This is a genomic window from Anaerobacillus sp. 1_MG-2023 (assembly GCF_030547345.1).
Classification (GTDB): domain Bacteria; phylum Bacillota; class Bacilli; order Bacillales; family Guptibacillaceae; genus Guptibacillus; species Guptibacillus hwajinpoensis_B.
This window is the reverse complement of sequence record NZ_JAUORD010000013.1, coordinates 133,328-148,498: the sequence shown is the minus strand read 5'-3', so window position 1 is coordinate 148,498 and position 15,171 is coordinate 133,328. Positions and strand designations below refer to the sequence as shown.

At 36.2% G+C, this 15,171-nt stretch carries 15 protein-coding genes; 7 read left to right on the top strand and 8 right to left on the bottom strand.

Going from position 1 to position 15,171, the window contains the following annotated elements; translation table 11 throughout:
• Nucleotides 1–684: 684 nt before the first annotated feature.
• From Q4550_RS19175 to Q4550_RS19165, 3 genes are all read right to left on the bottom strand, one after another.
• The gene (locus Q4550_RS19175; RefSeq protein WP_303535305.1) at nt 685–1,503 is read right to left on the bottom strand and encodes a bacteriochlorophyll 4-vinyl reductase; all 819 of its coding nucleotides are present in this window, start codon (nt 1,501–1,503) and stop codon (nt 685–687) included.
• 281 nt (nt 1,504–1,784) lie between these two features.
• A complete protein-coding gene (locus Q4550_RS19170) occupies nt 1,785–2,600 on the bottom strand; it encodes a lipid II flippase Amj family protein (RefSeq protein WP_303535303.1) in 816 nt (271 codons plus the stop codon).
• A 184-nt stretch (nt 2,601–2,784) separates the two neighbouring features.
• Entirely contained in the window at nt 2,785–3,609 is an 825-nt protein-coding gene (locus tag Q4550_RS19165) for a S1 family peptidase (RefSeq protein WP_303535302.1), read from the bottom strand.
• Nucleotides 3,610–4,019: 410 nt separating this feature from the next.
• Between Q4550_RS19165 and Q4550_RS19160 the strand changes: the two genes are divergently transcribed.
• Nucleotides 4,020–4,568 carry a restriction endonuclease gene (locus tag Q4550_RS19160; protein WP_303535301.1) on the top strand — a complete coding sequence of 183 codons (549 nt, stop codon included), beginning with the start codon at nt 4,020–4,022 and terminating at the stop codon, nt 4,566–4,568.
• Nucleotides 4,569–4,573: 5 nt separating this feature from the next.
• A complete protein-coding gene (locus Q4550_RS19155; protein WP_303535300.1) occupies nt 4,574–4,987 on the top strand; it encodes an endonuclease domain-containing protein in 414 nt (137 codons plus the stop codon).
• Nucleotides 4,988–5,103: 116 nt separating this feature from the next.
• On the opposite strand, the gene Q4550_RS19150 is transcribed toward Q4550_RS19155, so the two are convergent.
• Nucleotides 5,104–6,006, bottom strand: coding sequence for a GIY-YIG nuclease family protein (locus tag Q4550_RS19150; protein WP_303535299.1), 903 nt, complete (start codon nt 6,004–6,006; stop codon nt 5,104–5,106).
• Between the two features lie 175 nt (nt 6,007–6,181).
• Between Q4550_RS19150 and Q4550_RS19145 the strand changes: the two genes are divergently transcribed.
• Genes Q4550_RS19145 through Q4550_RS19135 form a run of 3 tightly spaced genes read left to right on the top strand, consistent with a single transcriptional unit; the run spans nt 6,182 to nt 7,522 of the window.
• Nucleotides 6,182–6,871: an HNH endonuclease signature motif containing protein gene (locus tag Q4550_RS19145; RefSeq protein ID WP_303535298.1), complete on the top strand. Its 690-nt coding sequence runs from the start codon at nt 6,182–6,184 to the stop codon at nt 6,869–6,871.
• On the top strand, nt 6,868–7,251 hold the full coding sequence (locus tag Q4550_RS19140; RefSeq protein WP_303535296.1) for a hypothetical protein: 384 nt from the start codon (nt 6,868–6,870) through the stop codon (nt 7,249–7,251). The genes Q4550_RS19145 and Q4550_RS19140 overlap by 4 nt, the downstream gene beginning before the upstream one ends.
• Nucleotides 7,235–7,522, top strand: coding sequence for a nucleotidyltransferase family protein (locus Q4550_RS19135; RefSeq protein WP_303535294.1), 288 nt, complete (start codon nt 7,235–7,237; stop codon nt 7,520–7,522). Before Q4550_RS19140 ends, Q4550_RS19135 begins: the two co-directional genes overlap by 17 nt.
• A 637-nt stretch (nt 7,523–8,159) precedes the next feature.
• Here the strand turns inward: Q4550_RS19135 and Q4550_RS19130 are convergent.
• Entirely contained in the window at nt 8,160–8,882 is a 723-nt protein-coding gene (locus tag Q4550_RS19130) for a YebC/PmpR family DNA-binding transcriptional regulator (protein ID WP_303535292.1), read from the bottom strand.
• 204 nt (nt 8,883–9,086) lie between these two features.
• On the opposite strand from Q4550_RS19130, the gene Q4550_RS19125 reads away from it, so the two are divergent.
• On the top strand, nt 9,087–10,103 hold the full coding sequence (locus Q4550_RS19125) for a DmpA family aminopeptidase (protein WP_483298573.1): 1,017 nt from the start codon (nt 9,087–9,089) through the stop codon (nt 10,101–10,103).
• 36 nt (nt 10,104–10,139) lie between these two features.
• Here the strand turns inward: Q4550_RS19125 and Q4550_RS19120 are convergent, their stop codons facing one another.
• The gene (locus tag Q4550_RS19120) at nt 10,140–10,898 is read right to left on the bottom strand and encodes an SDR family NAD(P)-dependent oxidoreductase (RefSeq protein ID WP_303535289.1); all 759 of its coding nucleotides are present in this window, start codon (nt 10,896–10,898) and stop codon (nt 10,140–10,142) included.
• Between the two features lie 96 nt (nt 10,899–10,994).
• Here Q4550_RS19120 and Q4550_RS19115 point away from each other — a divergent pair, with 96 nt between their 5' ends.
• Entirely contained in the window at nt 10,995–11,363 is a 369-nt protein-coding gene (locus Q4550_RS19115; protein WP_303535287.1) for a MerR family transcriptional regulator, read from the top strand.
• A gap of 66 nt (nt 11,364–11,429) precedes the next feature.
• On the opposite strand, the gene Q4550_RS19110 is transcribed toward Q4550_RS19115, so the two are convergent.
• Both Q4550_RS19110 and mngB read right to left on the bottom strand, forming a co-directional pair.
• Nucleotides 11,430–12,536, bottom strand: coding sequence for a glycerate kinase family protein (locus Q4550_RS19110; protein ID WP_303535285.1), 1,107 nt, complete (start codon nt 12,534–12,536; stop codon nt 11,430–11,432).
• A gap of 16 nt (nt 12,537–12,552) precedes the next feature.
• Nucleotides 12,553–15,168, bottom strand: a complete 2,616-nt coding sequence (gene mngB / locus Q4550_RS19105; protein ID WP_303535284.1) for a mannosylglycerate hydrolase — start codon at nt 15,166–15,168, stop codon at nt 12,553–12,555.
• Nucleotides 15,169–15,171 lie beyond the last annotated feature (3 nt).

The following is a 15,171-nucleotide window of genomic DNA, read 5'->3' as shown; positions in this document are numbered from 1 at the left end:
CCGTCTTCCGAAGTTTCAAGAAGAATAAAATCAACTTTTCCATACTCACTAGTGTCCTTAAATATCAAACCAGCTTTCTTTAATGACATATATAATTGATCCATACTTTGGCTCCCCGCCCCCTGTAATTGCATTTATGAGTTACTCTTGATTCGCTCCGAGATAGCAGAAGATTGGTTATCTTCTATTATTCTGCATAAAAGATTATCGATTAAAATGAATTCTTATTTATTATTGACTCTGTTGACTCTGCTTTTGTTATTCCTAGTTACTTTTATTATTCCTCTTATATTACGTATTACTTTAAACAGCCCCACTACAGTAGCGATAATAAATAAACCAGTTGTAAATGAATTCAAAAATATATCCACTTGACTAATAACAAAACAATAAAGAAGTATCCACGCTATTAAGTCTATTACTTTATTAGTAAGATCTGACTTGAAAATATCACAACATCCTTTCAATAAATGTGAAGTAATCGCTCCGATTTAATAGAACAATGGACTCAATTCAATATTCTTGAGTTGCCCCTATTCATGAAGACCTAGTTTCGAGCTAAAGTAAATAAAAGATGGTGTTAGAACATTAAAATCCATATGACCTGAGGAAACACTGGTAAAGGTATTTGATACTTAGCGTTGTAAATTCTCATTTTCCTGCGCTACCCCCTTCAGGATCGTCTTAATTATCTATGTCCGAAAAATCTATATCAATAATATCTGGGAAGTATTCTTTCATAGCCTTATATTCATCATATAAGCCTTCTTCAGATAGCACTAATGCTTCAGATAGTGCTTTATACAGCCTGTTACCCATTGGCCGCATACTTATATAGGTTAAAGTTCCACCAACTGCTCCTCCTAGTACTGGTACAACTTTTGCGACGCCCTTAGCAAATACATCTTTATTCACTTTTATCCCAATGTATAAAAGAGATTTCTTAATTATAGGGTAGTAAAGCGTTTTTGTAAGAGCTTTTTGCGGTAACTTTTTTAGCAATTGTTTAGATAATCCGTTCGAAATAAACTTTAAGGCATTTGCTGTTCCTGCAACGCTAAACATAACACCTAAAAACATGATTATTTCATTTCGAGCTTCTTCCATATCGGTATGTTCATCAAGCCATAAGTCATCATGCCCATATAAATAAGCCAATTCTTGGGCTAAAACCACCGAATTTCCAAAAAATTGATATAAGTCTGCCGGAATTGTCCCCGCCATTGCTAATCCACCTGGAACACCTGTAGCAAATCCAAGTCCAGCACTTTTTAATGATCTTTTATGAATTACAGCTTTTGCAACATTATCGAGCTCAGATCTATTAACCCCAGCTTTGTATGGTCCTAATGCTAAAATTTGATTCAACTTTTCCTTAGATACTCGATCAGCAAATCTTTTCGTTAAAAAGTCTTTTCGGTCAACTTTTACGGTCGGTACTTTTAAAGTTAGATCAATTAGTGAGGTTAAGTCAATTTGCTTCTTTTTAAGTTTATTTGCCATATGTATACCTTCTCTCTTCAATTTGGAGGTAATAATATTTTTCCATATTACTCATTTTAAGTAATTTATTCGACGAAGAACGGTGGAGCAGGGGTTTTAAAATTCATCGTGACCTCCAAAATGGATTTGCGCTTAAAATGTTCAGTTATGTACAACTTCAGCCAACATGTCAAATCCAATTAATTCAAAATAACGTTGATAAATCTACCTATTTCCCAAATAAAAGGAGCCTATCTTATTTAAGATAAGCTCCGAGATACTTGAGTAAGCAAAGAAACGGTTTAAACAATGAATTTAGTAAACCAAGCAATATATTTTGCTCCTGGAATAAACAAAATTTGTGCAAGTAAAGTGCCCAATAATCTTGATGTGACCATCATAAGTGACACATTCTTTAATTTTGAATAGTCGCCACGTTTGTTAATGACGTTATCAGCCATTACTGATATTTTTGGGTCTACGAACACAACCAAAAGGATAGTAGCTATCCCATTAATTAATCCTGAAGCCATTATAGCTGTTGACGATCTTTCCGGGGCTAGCAGCGCCGCATAAAGGGCTGATAAAACACCAATCGTGTATATCGCTGTTACTACCATATTGATCAGAAACAGCCTTTTAGGTATGTCATTTAATGAGATTCCCTGTAAATATGTACGGTTTGGGAAGTGCATCTGATTTAACCCTCGTTTTATATACTCCAATGAAAAAAGAGTTTTCAGCAAAGAAGGAATAGATCCTCCCTTTTTGGATAAGTGAATAATAGCTCTAGAAAATAAGGCAATAAAAGTAGGTAACAAAACGATGCCAACAAGAGTACCGATCGTTGAAGCACCAATAATTACCCTATACTGACTCTCCACAAAAGCCAAGGTGTTAGAGGAAGGAGCAGAGTCTACTAAACTTCCTGTAAAGGGTTGCTGCATCATATTGGCCATTCTTGAAACTATCACAATTAAATTAAAGAGAGATAAAGCAGAGGCAATTAAACCAACTCGTGCCCCAGATAGGCGAACAGCATAAGCCAATGTTTCAATTGTATGAATGATTAATATAAATAACGAAATGTACATCACTTTCTCAGTAAGAAAATCCAAACCTACACCTCTATTTCATTTTCCACTTAATAGTAACAATATTAACATAATAAGGAATTTAATATTAAAAAAAGATGCATTCCTATATTGGAAATGCACCTAGTTTTGTAGAATGTTTAGGGCGTTTAGCTTCTATAGTATTGCAGATATGCTCCGAGTTTACTGAATAAATATTTAACTTATATTAGTTGAATTCTTTTAAGATGGATTCAAAGTCATTAAGTATATAAGATTTAATGATTAAACCAAGATTGTTTGGAATTCTTGATATTGCAATAGGTTTTTCCACAGTTGGAACATTAATAACCTTAACTTCCCCCGAAGCAGTATGTTGTGGACCCGCATATAAAACTCCTAATAGTTTTATTCTTGAACCAATGACCGTATTACCCTTTTTATCATTATAACTGGATGGATTATATAAAAAGACCGGAGAACCACTGGAGCCCGGGAAACATGCTGCATCAATCATAAACTCTTGTTTTCCATTATAATTTAATCCTGGATGGGTAGCTGTAATTCCTCGTCTTATAATTGGCATATTGTTTATTGCATCCCATATTCCATTTGGATAACCTACCATTACAATTTCTTCAATTGAGTTTAATTCTTTTAATTGATTATTATCCATTAGAAGTGATTTGTCGACTGGAATATAAAATGGCTTTATCCCTTGTTCTTCAAATTTATATAGTATCTGAGCAAATGGAAAAATGCATAAATCAATTTCTGAATCAGGATGTTTTATCCAACTAGATTCAAAATTACTGATCACTACCTTATGATATTGTCCTTCAATAGGATCTCCGTTGTTATCTGCTAAATTAAAATGAATAACACCATCTTTAGAATCTTCGATTACATGTTTATTGGTTACTATAACTGGAATATACCTTTCTCCATCGTTCATTGCATAAAAGAAACCTGTCCCCGTAGATTTACCTTCATCTGAAGTACATTCAATCCTTACTGTACTGTAAGTTAATTTTTCCGATAATGATAACCCCATAAACTCGCCCCTTCAAATAAAAGTTTTTATGACTTTTTGAACCTCGTATGAGTAACTTCTTGATTTAATAACCTTGCATGGATGATTGAACATCTACCGAATTAATTTACTACATAACAGGTATGCTGCCTAAACCTTTAATACCAATTATTTCAAAACAATTCACATAACTCAATCTTTTATTTCAGATAAAAAGAGCCTATCTTATTACAGATAAGCTCAGATGCTCTGGAAGATATTATTTAATGAGTAGTTTTCTAGACATGAAAAGGTAATGAATTGAGAGAACGAATATTTTTACATTTTCTTTTATATAAAAATAAGTAATAAACGTTTAATATTAGAGCTCTTCTTAATGTATAAAAGGTAGCACCTTTCCCTAAAATAATATAAATAAAGAGGTGATTACCATGACAACTAAAGTATTTAAATTTATAAAAACTCGAGATAAAGAAACGATAATAATTGGAGGTATTTTTACATACGCCATATTGAATGTATACAGTAAACAAATTTTAAAGTCCTTGCTTATTATTCTTTTGTTATTTATTGTTATAAAAGCAATTACAATAGTTTATAAATTATATTTTAAAAATTTCACCTTAACGTCTGATATTAATATAATAGACGGAATGACAGGTACAGAATTTGAAGATTATTTAGCTGATATATTTCAAGCAAAAGGGTATAACATCAAGTTAACACCTCGGTCTGGAGATTACGGGGTTGATTTAATCTTGCGTAAGAGACGGAACAAGATAGCAGTACAAGTAAAATGTTACACAAGTAATATCGGTGTGGATGCAATTCAAGAAGTTATTGCAGGACGAATTTATTGGAGAACTAAAGAAGCAATGGTTATTACAAACCGTTTTTTTACCCCTAACGCTCAAAAATTAGCAAAAAAATCTGATGTAAAATTAGTAGATCGAGACAGTTTGATTAAGCTAATAAGGTGAATGCTATGGGTTTATTGGCTATTTTAGTACTTATTATTTTGATTTGGGTTTTTAACCGATTACTTGATATTAAATCTGACAAAGTTAACTTTAATCCCTCACAATTTCAACGCACAAAGTGCGAATCACCAATCGAACGCCGCCTATATGATGTCCTAGTTTTTAACAACTATTATGTTGAAACACAATATCCATTAGGAAATTATCGTATAGACTTGGCGATTCCTTACCTTAAACTAGCTATAGAATGTGACGGAAAACAGTATCATTCTTCTACCCAGCAAAAGGCCCATGACCGCCGTAAGGACAAGTATCTGCGCTCAAAAGGTTGGAAAGTAATGCGATTTACAGGGCGACAGATAAACCGAAATCCGAAAGCTATATTATTAAAAATCCAACAACATTCACATTACAATTAGAAGCTAATCGATTCCAGCAATGTTCAGTATGTAGAATAACAGGAAATTATACTCAAAGTGATGCAATAAGTTATTTTCCTAATTTGACTTTTATGTATCCATAGTTCTACTTTTATCTATATGAATTTTTTTATTCCTTCAGGATAATCCCCATTTATTATCCAGGCTAAATCATCAATTCTTATATCGAACCATTCACCATCTATTCTCTTTTTATCAAAATAATCGTGTAGCATTTTCTCGACTTGGTTACAATCACCGCATTCAAATTTATATATTAACTCTACTTCAAAAGGCAACTTCACCCCAAAATTTTCTAATCTTCTATCAAAATTTTGAGTTCTACCTATTTTTATACTCCCGGACAATTTTTCTCTTAAGAAATAAACTATCCCCCTGTTTCCTATATATCTTTTCTTACACCCAATATGTTCTTTTTTGACTATTCTTTGCGCTGCTTTACGAATATATTCTTTTTCATCGTTATCTGACATCCATAATATCTTCGTAAGTATTTCGCTCCTGAGTGTAAACCTTTCTAAAGTCGAAAGTGTATAATGTCTCACTCTAGGATGAGCATCATTCAGGTTCTTTGCTAATATATCCAAGGCTTTTTCTGAATCACTTGGAAATGCTCTAGCTAGCTTCTTAATGGCAGTTGTAGCTTGTGTTTTTTCTTGTAAATTATCGGACTCCAAAAAAGGAATTATATATTTTATCGACTCTTTTTTCCTGGTATTCCCCAACTCAATAGGACTCAGTTCTGACAAATCTATTGATTTATCAACATTTTTCTTCGATGTATTCGTTAATTGGCATTGGAATTCTTGAGGATTTGCTATTAATGCTTTTATAAATGCCAATGGATCTTTTAACTCAGCGGGATTTTTTCTTAATATCAATAATAACTCCAAGACTAATTTATATTCCAATCCCATTAATAATTTCATTATTTCATTTGTTGGATTTGATAGAGTAGCAATTTTCCATGATATTATAACTGCTTCTTCTTTCTTCAATATTCTTCCACCCTTATCTATCTTTATTTGAAACACTTGGTCAATTGCAGCTAAATAAAATGCACCTCTAAAAGTATTTTTAATAACTAACTATAGTTAATCTATACTTTATATAGTAGAATTAAAGTAAAAAAATGGAATGTTCGTTTGTAATTATACTATAGGAGGCTGAATATTGGGAATAACGGAAAAGGATATTAAACTCTTATGGGGGAGAGCTGCTGGTTTTTGCTCACATCCAGAGTGCAATGAAAATCTTACAAGAAATTATGAGTCTGGCTATATAACTTTAGGAGAAATGGCACATGTAATTGCTCGAAGTGAAAACGGACCCCGAGGAAGTGAGATTTATTTGAACAAAAGCAAAGATACATACGAAAATCTTATTCTACTTTGTCCAACACACCATAGGAATATTGATAAAGCACCTAAAGAGTTTAGTGTAGCCCAAATACTAGATTGGAAAAAAAATCATGAAAAAAAAGTAGAAAATGCTTTAAGTGAAGTAAGTATAGAAACGTTTGAAATGCTATGTAATAAGGTTTCAGAAATACTATTAGACAATAATCAAGTATATAAGCAATACGGTCCCGATTCATTGGTAGCTAACCATAACCCCTTTTCTGAAGTTGCAGAAATATGGGATTTAAAGAAACATACGACCATAATACCAAACAATAAAAAAATAATTAATTTAATATCTAACAATATTGCATTGTTGAATTATACACAAAAACTAATATTTTATCGTTTCAAAGAACATGCTCAAGCATTTGAAATGAACAGTCAAACCAGATTAGACCTGCAAGCAGTACCTCGTTTTCCAATTGAATTTTCACAAATGATAGAGGAGGGTTCTAAATGAAACCGCATAAGACAAGTCTAGCTTTCTTAGAGGAAAGACTTTCAGCACATAATAAAGTAGTTAATTTCACAAAGACAGATGAGTATTTCTATAAAATACAACGATGTACAGGTTTAGTAGAGATAAATTTATTACTAGTAGACTGTTACACAATTGGTTTTGCCGAATACATTTATTTTAAGAAAGAATTTCCCATTGCAAATGCGATAGTAACAAGTTCAAACTGGAATCGATATACTCTTGATGCGAAAAATGCGGCTAGACAAGAAGAAGTAGGATTATTTAATATTGGGGAATTTTTAGGAGCTCTGAATTTCGATGAATTTTGGAATTATGTTAAGAAAACAGATAAAGAGGATCCTTTTGCAAAGGACAATTAAAATAACAAATACTGAGTTTTATTTATTTGGCTCTTCCTTATTTTCTTCTGACTTTAATGATATAGACATCTTAATATTATTTGAAGCTAGTAGTTATAGCGATTATATAAAAGCCTTAGAAGTTAGAAGACAACTTACATCAAGTTTAGAGAAAATCTTTCATAAAGAAGTAGATATTACATTATTAACTTTTAAAGAAAACAGGGAAATAAATTTTACAGGTAAAGAGAATGCCCAATTATTACTGAGAGTCCCTCATACTCAGGACTAATTAGGAGTTTTATGAAGATAGAAAATTTCTTAAAAATACTTTTATTTATATTCAAGTCCATAAAGTATTAACTCTTGAAACTATATTATCTCGAATTCAAGTCTTCAAGAATCACTGCCCTTTAATTGAACAACTACTTCTATTATCCTCATAACCAATATTAACATATTATTCCACAAAATCACTGAACTTCCCTATTCACAAAACATAATTTCTAATAAAATTCGGTTAAAAACATTCAAAAAAGAAAAGACTAGAAGCATTCTATTGTATTGGAAAGGAATCATTTCCTGTTATTCATACAAACTTCTGTGACGCTGTTCTTCCGGTGCCTGTAGTGATGATTTTATACAATTAATCAAGATTCTCACACCGATACTTGGACTTTTGTTCCAACATCTAAGACTTGTGATATCAGACTTTTATAGCCATCCTCGTCACCTTGTAACTGGTATCTTTATGGTTATTTTTACGGATATACGGCGATTGGAAACTATGCATCCAAAAAGACATTGCTTTTAACATTAAAGAAGAAAAGAAGTAATAAAGAAATAAAGAACATTTTCATAATCGAATGTCAATCCATATTCAAAGAGCGGACTTCCCAAATCCGGAAGTCCGCTCTTTTGTCTTTGTTTTATTCTTCGCCTAGTTCAACGTTATGATATACCTGTTGCACATCTTCTAATTCTTCAAGCGCATCGATCATTTTTAAGAACTGCTCCTGATCTTCTCCGGCAAGCTCAACGTCGTTTTGTGCAAGCATCGTAAGTTCAGCTACGGTAAACTCAGTAATCCCCGCATTTTTAAATGCTTCCTGCACCGCATGGAACTGGTCAGGCTCAGCATAGACGATAACAACCTCATTTTCTTCCATAATGTCACGCACATCTAGATCTGCTTCCATTAACAGCTCAAGTACTTCATCTGCTGATTTGCCTTCAATCCCGAATACGGCTGTTGAGTCGAACATGTAGGCAACTGAACCGTTCACGCCCATGTTTCCACCATTTTTCCCAAATGTTGAACGAACGTCAGATGCCGTGCGGTTTACGTTGTTTGTTAACGTATCAACGATCACCATGGATCCGCTTGGACCAAATCCTTCATAACGAAGCGTGTCGTAATTTTCATCCGCTCCGCCTTTCGCTTTTTCAATCGCACGGTCAATAATTGCTTTTGGTACGTTGTATGTTTTCGCACGTTCGAGAACTAAGCGAAGAGCCTGGTTAGCTACTGGATCCGGTTCCCCCTGCTTTGCTGCTACATAAATTTCACGACCAAACTTTGCATAAATTCGACTTGTATTCGCATCTTTTGATGCTTTCTTTTCCTTAATGTTATTCCATTTACGGCCCATTCTATTTCACTCTTTTCTACTAGTTATCTGTTGCATGACAAATTCACATTACTCTTTATACGTCTCGTCAATTATACCATATTTTACAGTTAACATTTGCTTGAGGGACTTGGCTCAAATTGAAATAATAGTAAACTAATAGAAAAGAGGAGTGATGATTTGAGTCAGAAAAGATTGCGAGATTACGGAGTTACCATTGGGGAAATGGAACCAGGCGAAAAAAATGCGATTACGGACGTGGAAGGAGTAACCGTCGGACATACTACTCTAAATAATGGGGAAGTGCAAACTTGCGTAACAGCGATCTTACCCCATCAAGGGAATTTGTTTCAGAATAAACTAATTGCATCGTCCTATATTCTTAACGGGTTTGGTAAAACAATGGGAACCATTCAGCTGAATGAGCTTGGTACGCTTGAGACGCCAATTATCTTAACGAATACGTTAAGTATCGGAACGGCTGCCGATGCGGTGTTTGATTATATGTTGGAACAAAATCCTGAGATTGGCAACACGACCGGGACTGTTAATCCTATTATCGGCGAATGTAATGATATGTTCTTAAATGATATTCGAGAACGTCACGTTCGAAAGCATCACGTTCATGAAGCAATCGCAAATACTTCTAGTACATTTGAGGAAGGCTCTGTTGGAGCTGGGAGAGGCATGCTATGCTACTCGTTAAAAGGTGGAATTGGCACTGCTTCAAGAAAAATAAAACTCCAACATGGGAGCTATACCCTCGGTGTCCTTGTTGTCACGAACTTTGGTATTCTTCGTGATCTGCACGTGAATGGAAAGAAAGTAGGCAAGAAGTTAAAAGAAGCTCTTCTACATTCATGGGAAGAAAGAGATAAAGGGTCCGTCATGGTGATTGTTGCAACAGATCTTCCCGTTTCTGAAAGACAACTTCATCGTATTATTAAACGGGCTTCTACAGGTCTTGCAAGAACAGGATCCATTATCACAACAGGTAGTGGTGAGGTTATCATTGGGTTTTCCACCGCTAACACAGTCTCTCATCAATATAAACCGCAAACTCAAACACTGGAAACCATTCATGAAGAAGAAATCGACACCGCTTTTCGTGCCGTTGGGGAAGCAACGGAAGAAGCCGTTCTGAATTCATTAGTAACCGCAACACATGTAATTGGACGAGCTAATAATGAGAGACCAGCGTTAATGGATTTACTTCAGAAATTTAGTATGAAACTTACATAAGGAAATCCTCCTGTCGAAATGACAGGAGGATTTTCATTAACGGTTTCGTGCTACATAAGGATAGATTGGGTTTTTCAATTGGAATTCATACGTATTGCCATCAACGATTCCAACGACCTTATTGCTATCGTAAAGATCTAGCATAAAGTCTGCCATTTCTTTTGCTGTATGAAACTTTGGCACAGTGCCTTCATATTCGAAATTATCTACATCCATTGAACGGTTTGCAAATTCTGTCTCCGTCGCTGCAGGTGCCAGAACTTTAGCCTGCATTTTTGCCCCCTGTCCTTGAAGCTCCTGTGCAAGACCTTCTGTAAAGGCACTTACAAAGAATTTCGTTGCACAATACGTCACGGCATCGGCTACGATCGTATAGCCTCCACCAGATGAAACGTTAATCAATTGCGTTCCTTCTACATTCGCATAGTCACGAACATACAAGGACGAAAGAATCGTTAACGCCTCATTGTTCAAACGAAGCATTGTTTCAATTTTAGGAAGCTTCTGCTCACCAACTGGATCGAAATTACCGAATCCTGCATTGTTAATGAATGTTTCAATTTCAATATTTTCTAAGCTTTCATAGAATGCGTAAACATTATCATTCAAAGATAAATCCGCTTCACGAATAATCACATCAAGGTCAGAATTGATCTTGTGTACTTCGCTTTTCAATTCTTCTAATTTCGCTGTGCGACGCGCGACAATCACAAGGTTCTTCCCTCTTGCCGCAAACGCTAGTGCAGCTTCATATCCAATACCTGAACTTGCTCCTGTAATAACGGTGTACTTCATGTCAATCCCTCCACTTAGTCATTATGATACAATCTTATTGTAGACGTTTGAGTGCACTCTAAGTCAAACGATAACTAAAAAGTGAGAGGCGATTGAATGTACTCGATAAGTGAAATAGCCGAAAAGGTTGACATAAGTGCTCATACCCTTCGTTATTATGAAAAAGAAGGAATCATTGATCCTATTCGTAATGATAGTGGTGTTAGACAATTCGACGAAAAGCACTTGCATTGGTTGCAATTTGTTAAGAAATTAAGAGAAACCCAAATGCCCGTATCCCAGATCAAAAAATATACGAGGCTATTTCTAGAAGGAGAGCACACGGCGAATGCCCGTCTTAATCTTCTTGAAGAACACCAGCAGTATATTCGTGATCAAATAGAAACACTGCTCGCGACGGATGACATGTTAACAAAGAAGATTTCAACTTATAAAGAACTCATGAGAGAATCTTTAGTTAAATAATGGAGAGAAAAGCCCGATTCCTTTCGTGCGTTAGAAAGGAATCGGGCTTTGATCACTATTCATCGTTTACTTGTTTCTTTCGCTACTCCAAATGCGCATTACTTGTTCAGCTGAAAAAGCAAGTTGTGCTTTCGTGATGTCTGGTTTAAGCGCATGTTGTAGTGAATGGCATCCCTGCTGTATCGAAACAACTCCCGTTAATTTCTCATATAAGTTATGCACTGGTTCAACGACCTGCCCTGCTAATGCAAAGCAAGAAACACGATGCTTTTTGGCTAGTTCTCCAACACCAGCTGGTACTTTCCCATAAGCCGTTTGACAATCGATTTGCCCTTCACCAGTAAAGGCAATGTCTACGACAGACAGCTTTTCTTCAACTTTCAAAAGTTGAAGCATCCACTTTATACCGGGTACATAAGTTGCACCAAGAGAATAGAGAGCTCCGCCAATTCCACCGGCTGCACCAGCACCTTTTTGTCGTTCGGATATAGAAAGAAGGTCTGCCACTCTATGAAGGGCAGCATCGTAGGAGGGAATCTCTTCTTTCTTCATCCCTTTTTGTGGTCCAAAAACATAAGCCGCTCCACGTTTTCCTGCGTAAGAATTATCTACATCTGTCACCAAATAGAGGTTAGCGCTCAGCTTCGTGTTACTTTTACGGATCGTCATAGTATGTTGCAAAGGATTCTGGAGGAGTGGCAGTTCTTTACCGGAGTGATCTAAACACGTATATCCAAGTGCTTGTAACAATCCAAGTCCTCCATCCGTTGTACCAGTCCCCCCGAGAAAAACGTAAATGTCACTTGCGCCTTTGTCCTCTGCATCCTGAATTAATTCACCGACACCGTAGCTTGTTAACCGTGAAGGTTTAAGTTCTTCAGAAGAGATCAAGTGCAATCCAACTGCTTCAGCTGATTCAATATAAGCAGTTTGACCCGCTCGATAATACCGAGCTTTCTTTAACTTCCCATCTAGCTGATGAATCTCCGCCGTCTCGAACTGTCCGGGAATTGTCTGGATTGCCTCTAGTGACCCTTCTCCTCCATCTGCCACAGGAATAATTTCAACGAAACTATTTGGGAAGACTCTCTTAACACCTACCTTAACCGCTTCACCTGCATCCTTCGAGGAAAGAGAACCTTTGAATGAGTCCATTGCAATCAATACATTCATTTCTCCACCTCCCTGGCTATTGAATCAAGAAGCTCTTCACCTGACTAGGTAAAAACAAAACGTTGGATTCTTTGTGATGATTATCAACCCTAACTTCATTTAAATTCGCTTCCTCCACTTTATGAATAGCGGGATGATCTAACCTAATCGTTTGATCTTGACGAGAAGGATTATAGTATCGAATGATGAAAGCATCTTCAGATTCAGCCTTTTTCAACGTACTCATCACTAGCTCTGTTTCTTCAAAAGAAAACCAACTGAATTCAGAAGGAACTTGAACGTTTTCTTTATTTAACTTCATTGCATTATGTGGGATTTTGTTATACGAAAGAAAAGGACTGACATATCTTTTCACACGTTGGGCTACTTTAGCTGCATCTCGATTTCCTTCCACATAAGCGAATCCAAAGTCAAAGGTATATTCGCCAAGCATTTGTGAATCAGGTGTTGGTAATTTGATTCCTGATGGACGTCCTGGTCGTCGAACAAGTTCTTCCTTTCCAAGAACCCCAACACTTCTAAATAACGTAAGCGCAATAGTGTCATAGGAGTCTCCGATAATCTCATATTCTCGAACGCTTTTCGTCATGACAAACGCGCTCTTCTCCAGATCCTCAAGGCCCACATAACTAAGGAAAGGATAAATCGCATCCGGTCGTTCATCCCAACCTTCTGACTCCCAAACCGCCATTCCATCATCGATAACGTTACGATCAATTGTACCAAATTGTTGATCGGCAAAAGAAAAGGAACTGGAAATATTTGTTGGAATCATGACGCGGATCCGGTGATCTTTCGCAATATTTTTAACTTTACATGAAACTTCGATCGCATTACTTTCAATTGGAATCGTAAGCTCAATATGGAAATCTACGTTTTCCATACGCCCATCATCTTGCTTTCTCGCTTCAAGATCCGCCGGTACAATCCATTGATAAGCGATCTTAACATGATGAGTATGTGGTGTTGACTGTAAACTGAATTGAGCATCCGTTATTTCCTCAGCACTAAAGCGTGGTATTTCTCCTTCTAAAGGAGAGAAATCATATTCATCACCATCATCCCCAACATTCTCAAGTCCAAGAACGCCAACATGAGTTTGACCAGTCTGTTTATCAGTTAGTGATAACGTACCGTTTTGCTCAAACTGAATCGAGTAAGCAACCGTTTCAACGGAGCGATGGTTTTCTCTTGGAAGTGCTCGTTGATGATCGTTTGTTTCAACTACATAGTAAGTGTGATATCCGATACCAGGAAGTTGGGTTTTCACTTCAATTGTAAATTCTACAAAAGGATCATAGTTTCCGTAATGTACGATTTGTCGGTCAATTAAGCCGGGATCAATCACTTTTGTAGAAAGAATTTCGTATTCGAGTTCTTCTCCATGGTCGTCCATGAGTTTAAATGAACTAAACTTTGTCGTGACAGTCGTTGTTGTTACTTCTTCGCGGTCCTCAGGAAGAAGATTAAAGAAAACAAGACGATCCTCTTTGCGATCTGTATTGATATGGTCTGTGATTTTACGTTTATAGAAATCGATCAAGCGGTCTGTCCGTTCTTCAGCATTCTGGAAGCGCGCCATAATTTCCGCATGAACTTTATCAGAACAGCAACATCCGATACTATCATGTGCATGGTTTTTCATAATTTCTTTCCATATCGGCTCAAATAAACCGTGATGATACTCAAATCCTAGTTTGTAGGCGAGTGATGCTAAAGGTTCTAGATGATTCGTCAGTTTATTCTCAATCCGAGTATTTGCTGCTTTTATATCCGCTCTAGTTGAGTAAATACTTCTATGGACGCGCTGGTATTTACCGTGAAGAAACTCTCCGTAAATCTCATCAAGACCTTCATTTTTTTCGATTTTTTCGAGTAAGTCCTCGTATCTGCTTAAGAAAAACTCTCTATCTGGATAAAGTTTTTTCAATACCGAGATTACTTCATATATGTTTTGCTGGATAGGCATCTGGTCATGTCCATTTGGAAGGAGCACATCTTCGCCTGTAGCGCCTCGATCGAGCACAGTAAAATATTTATCCATTCTTTTTTGTAATGCAGCTTCTTCTTCAGGTAGATACTTCCCAATGGCATAACCAAGCGGCATAAGTTGTACAAGAACTTTTGACTCCCCAGGAGCAGTCCAATAAAATTCGGTTTTATCCGTACCGTGATTCTCAGAAGTTCCTCTCCAGAAAATCGAATATTTAATATCAAACCCATTTAGAATTTGCGGCATCTGAGCAGATTGTCCAAAAGAATCAGGGAGATAGCCAATTTTCATTGGCTCACCAAATTCTGCGCTATCTTTCATACCGTAATAAAGATTTCGTACAATGGACTCTCCCCCAACAACCATCTCGTCCGTCTGCGTGTACCACGGGCCAATAATCAACTTACCTGCTTGAACAAGTTTCTTCACGCGTTCTCTTTGGTCCGGACGAATCTCAAAGAAATCCTCTAAGATCGCTGTCTGTCCATCTAGTACATAATAAGGATAATCAGGATCATTTTCTAATCTTGTTAATATTTCTTCCATATTATTCACAAGTAATATACGTGATTCTTCTGTTGAAAAATACCATTCTCGATCCCAGTGCATGTGAGGAACGATGTGGACGTTTTTTGTCATAGC

Bases quoted from the DNA above. Each gene is read 5' to 3' on its own strand.
- Q4550_RS19115 (WP_303535287.1), top strand. From the start codon at position 10,995: ATGTACTCGATAAGTGAAATAGCCGAAAAGGTTGACATAAGTGCTCAT.
- Q4550_RS19120 (WP_303535289.1), bottom strand. From the start codon at position 10,898: ATGAAGTACACCGTTATTACAGGAGCAAGTTCAGGTATTGGATATGAA.
- Q4550_RS19160 (WP_303535301.1), top strand. From the start codon at position 4,020: ATGACAACTAAAGTATTTAAATTTATAAAAACTCGAGATAAAGAAACG.
- Q4550_RS19110 (WP_303535285.1), bottom strand. From the start codon at position 12,536: ATGAATGTATTGATTGCAATGGACTCATTCAAAGGTTCTCTTTCCTCG.
- Q4550_RS19140 (WP_303535296.1), top strand. From the start codon at position 6,868: ATGAAACCGCATAAGACAAGTCTAGCTTTCTTAGAGGAAAGACTTTCA.
- mngB (WP_303535284.1), bottom strand. From the start codon at position 15,168: ATGACAAAAAACGTCCACATCGTTCCTCACATGCACTGGGATCGAGAA.
- Q4550_RS19165 (WP_303535302.1), bottom strand. From the start codon at position 3,609: ATGGGGTTATCATTATCGGAAAAATTAACTTACAGTACAGTAAGGATT.
- Q4550_RS19155 (WP_303535300.1), top strand. From the start codon at position 4,574: ATGGGTTTATTGGCTATTTTAGTACTTATTATTTTGATTTGGGTTTTT.
- Q4550_RS19125 (WP_483298573.1), top strand. From the start codon at position 9,087: ATGGAACCAGGCGAAAAAAATGCGATTACGGACGTGGAAGGAGTAACC.
- Q4550_RS19175 (WP_303535305.1), bottom strand. From the start codon at position 1,503: ATGGCAAATAAACTTAAAAAGAAGCAAATTGACTTAACCTCACTAATT.
- Q4550_RS19130 (WP_303535292.1), bottom strand. From the start codon at position 8,882: ATGGGCCGTAAATGGAATAACATTAAGGAAAAGAAAGCATCAAAAGAT.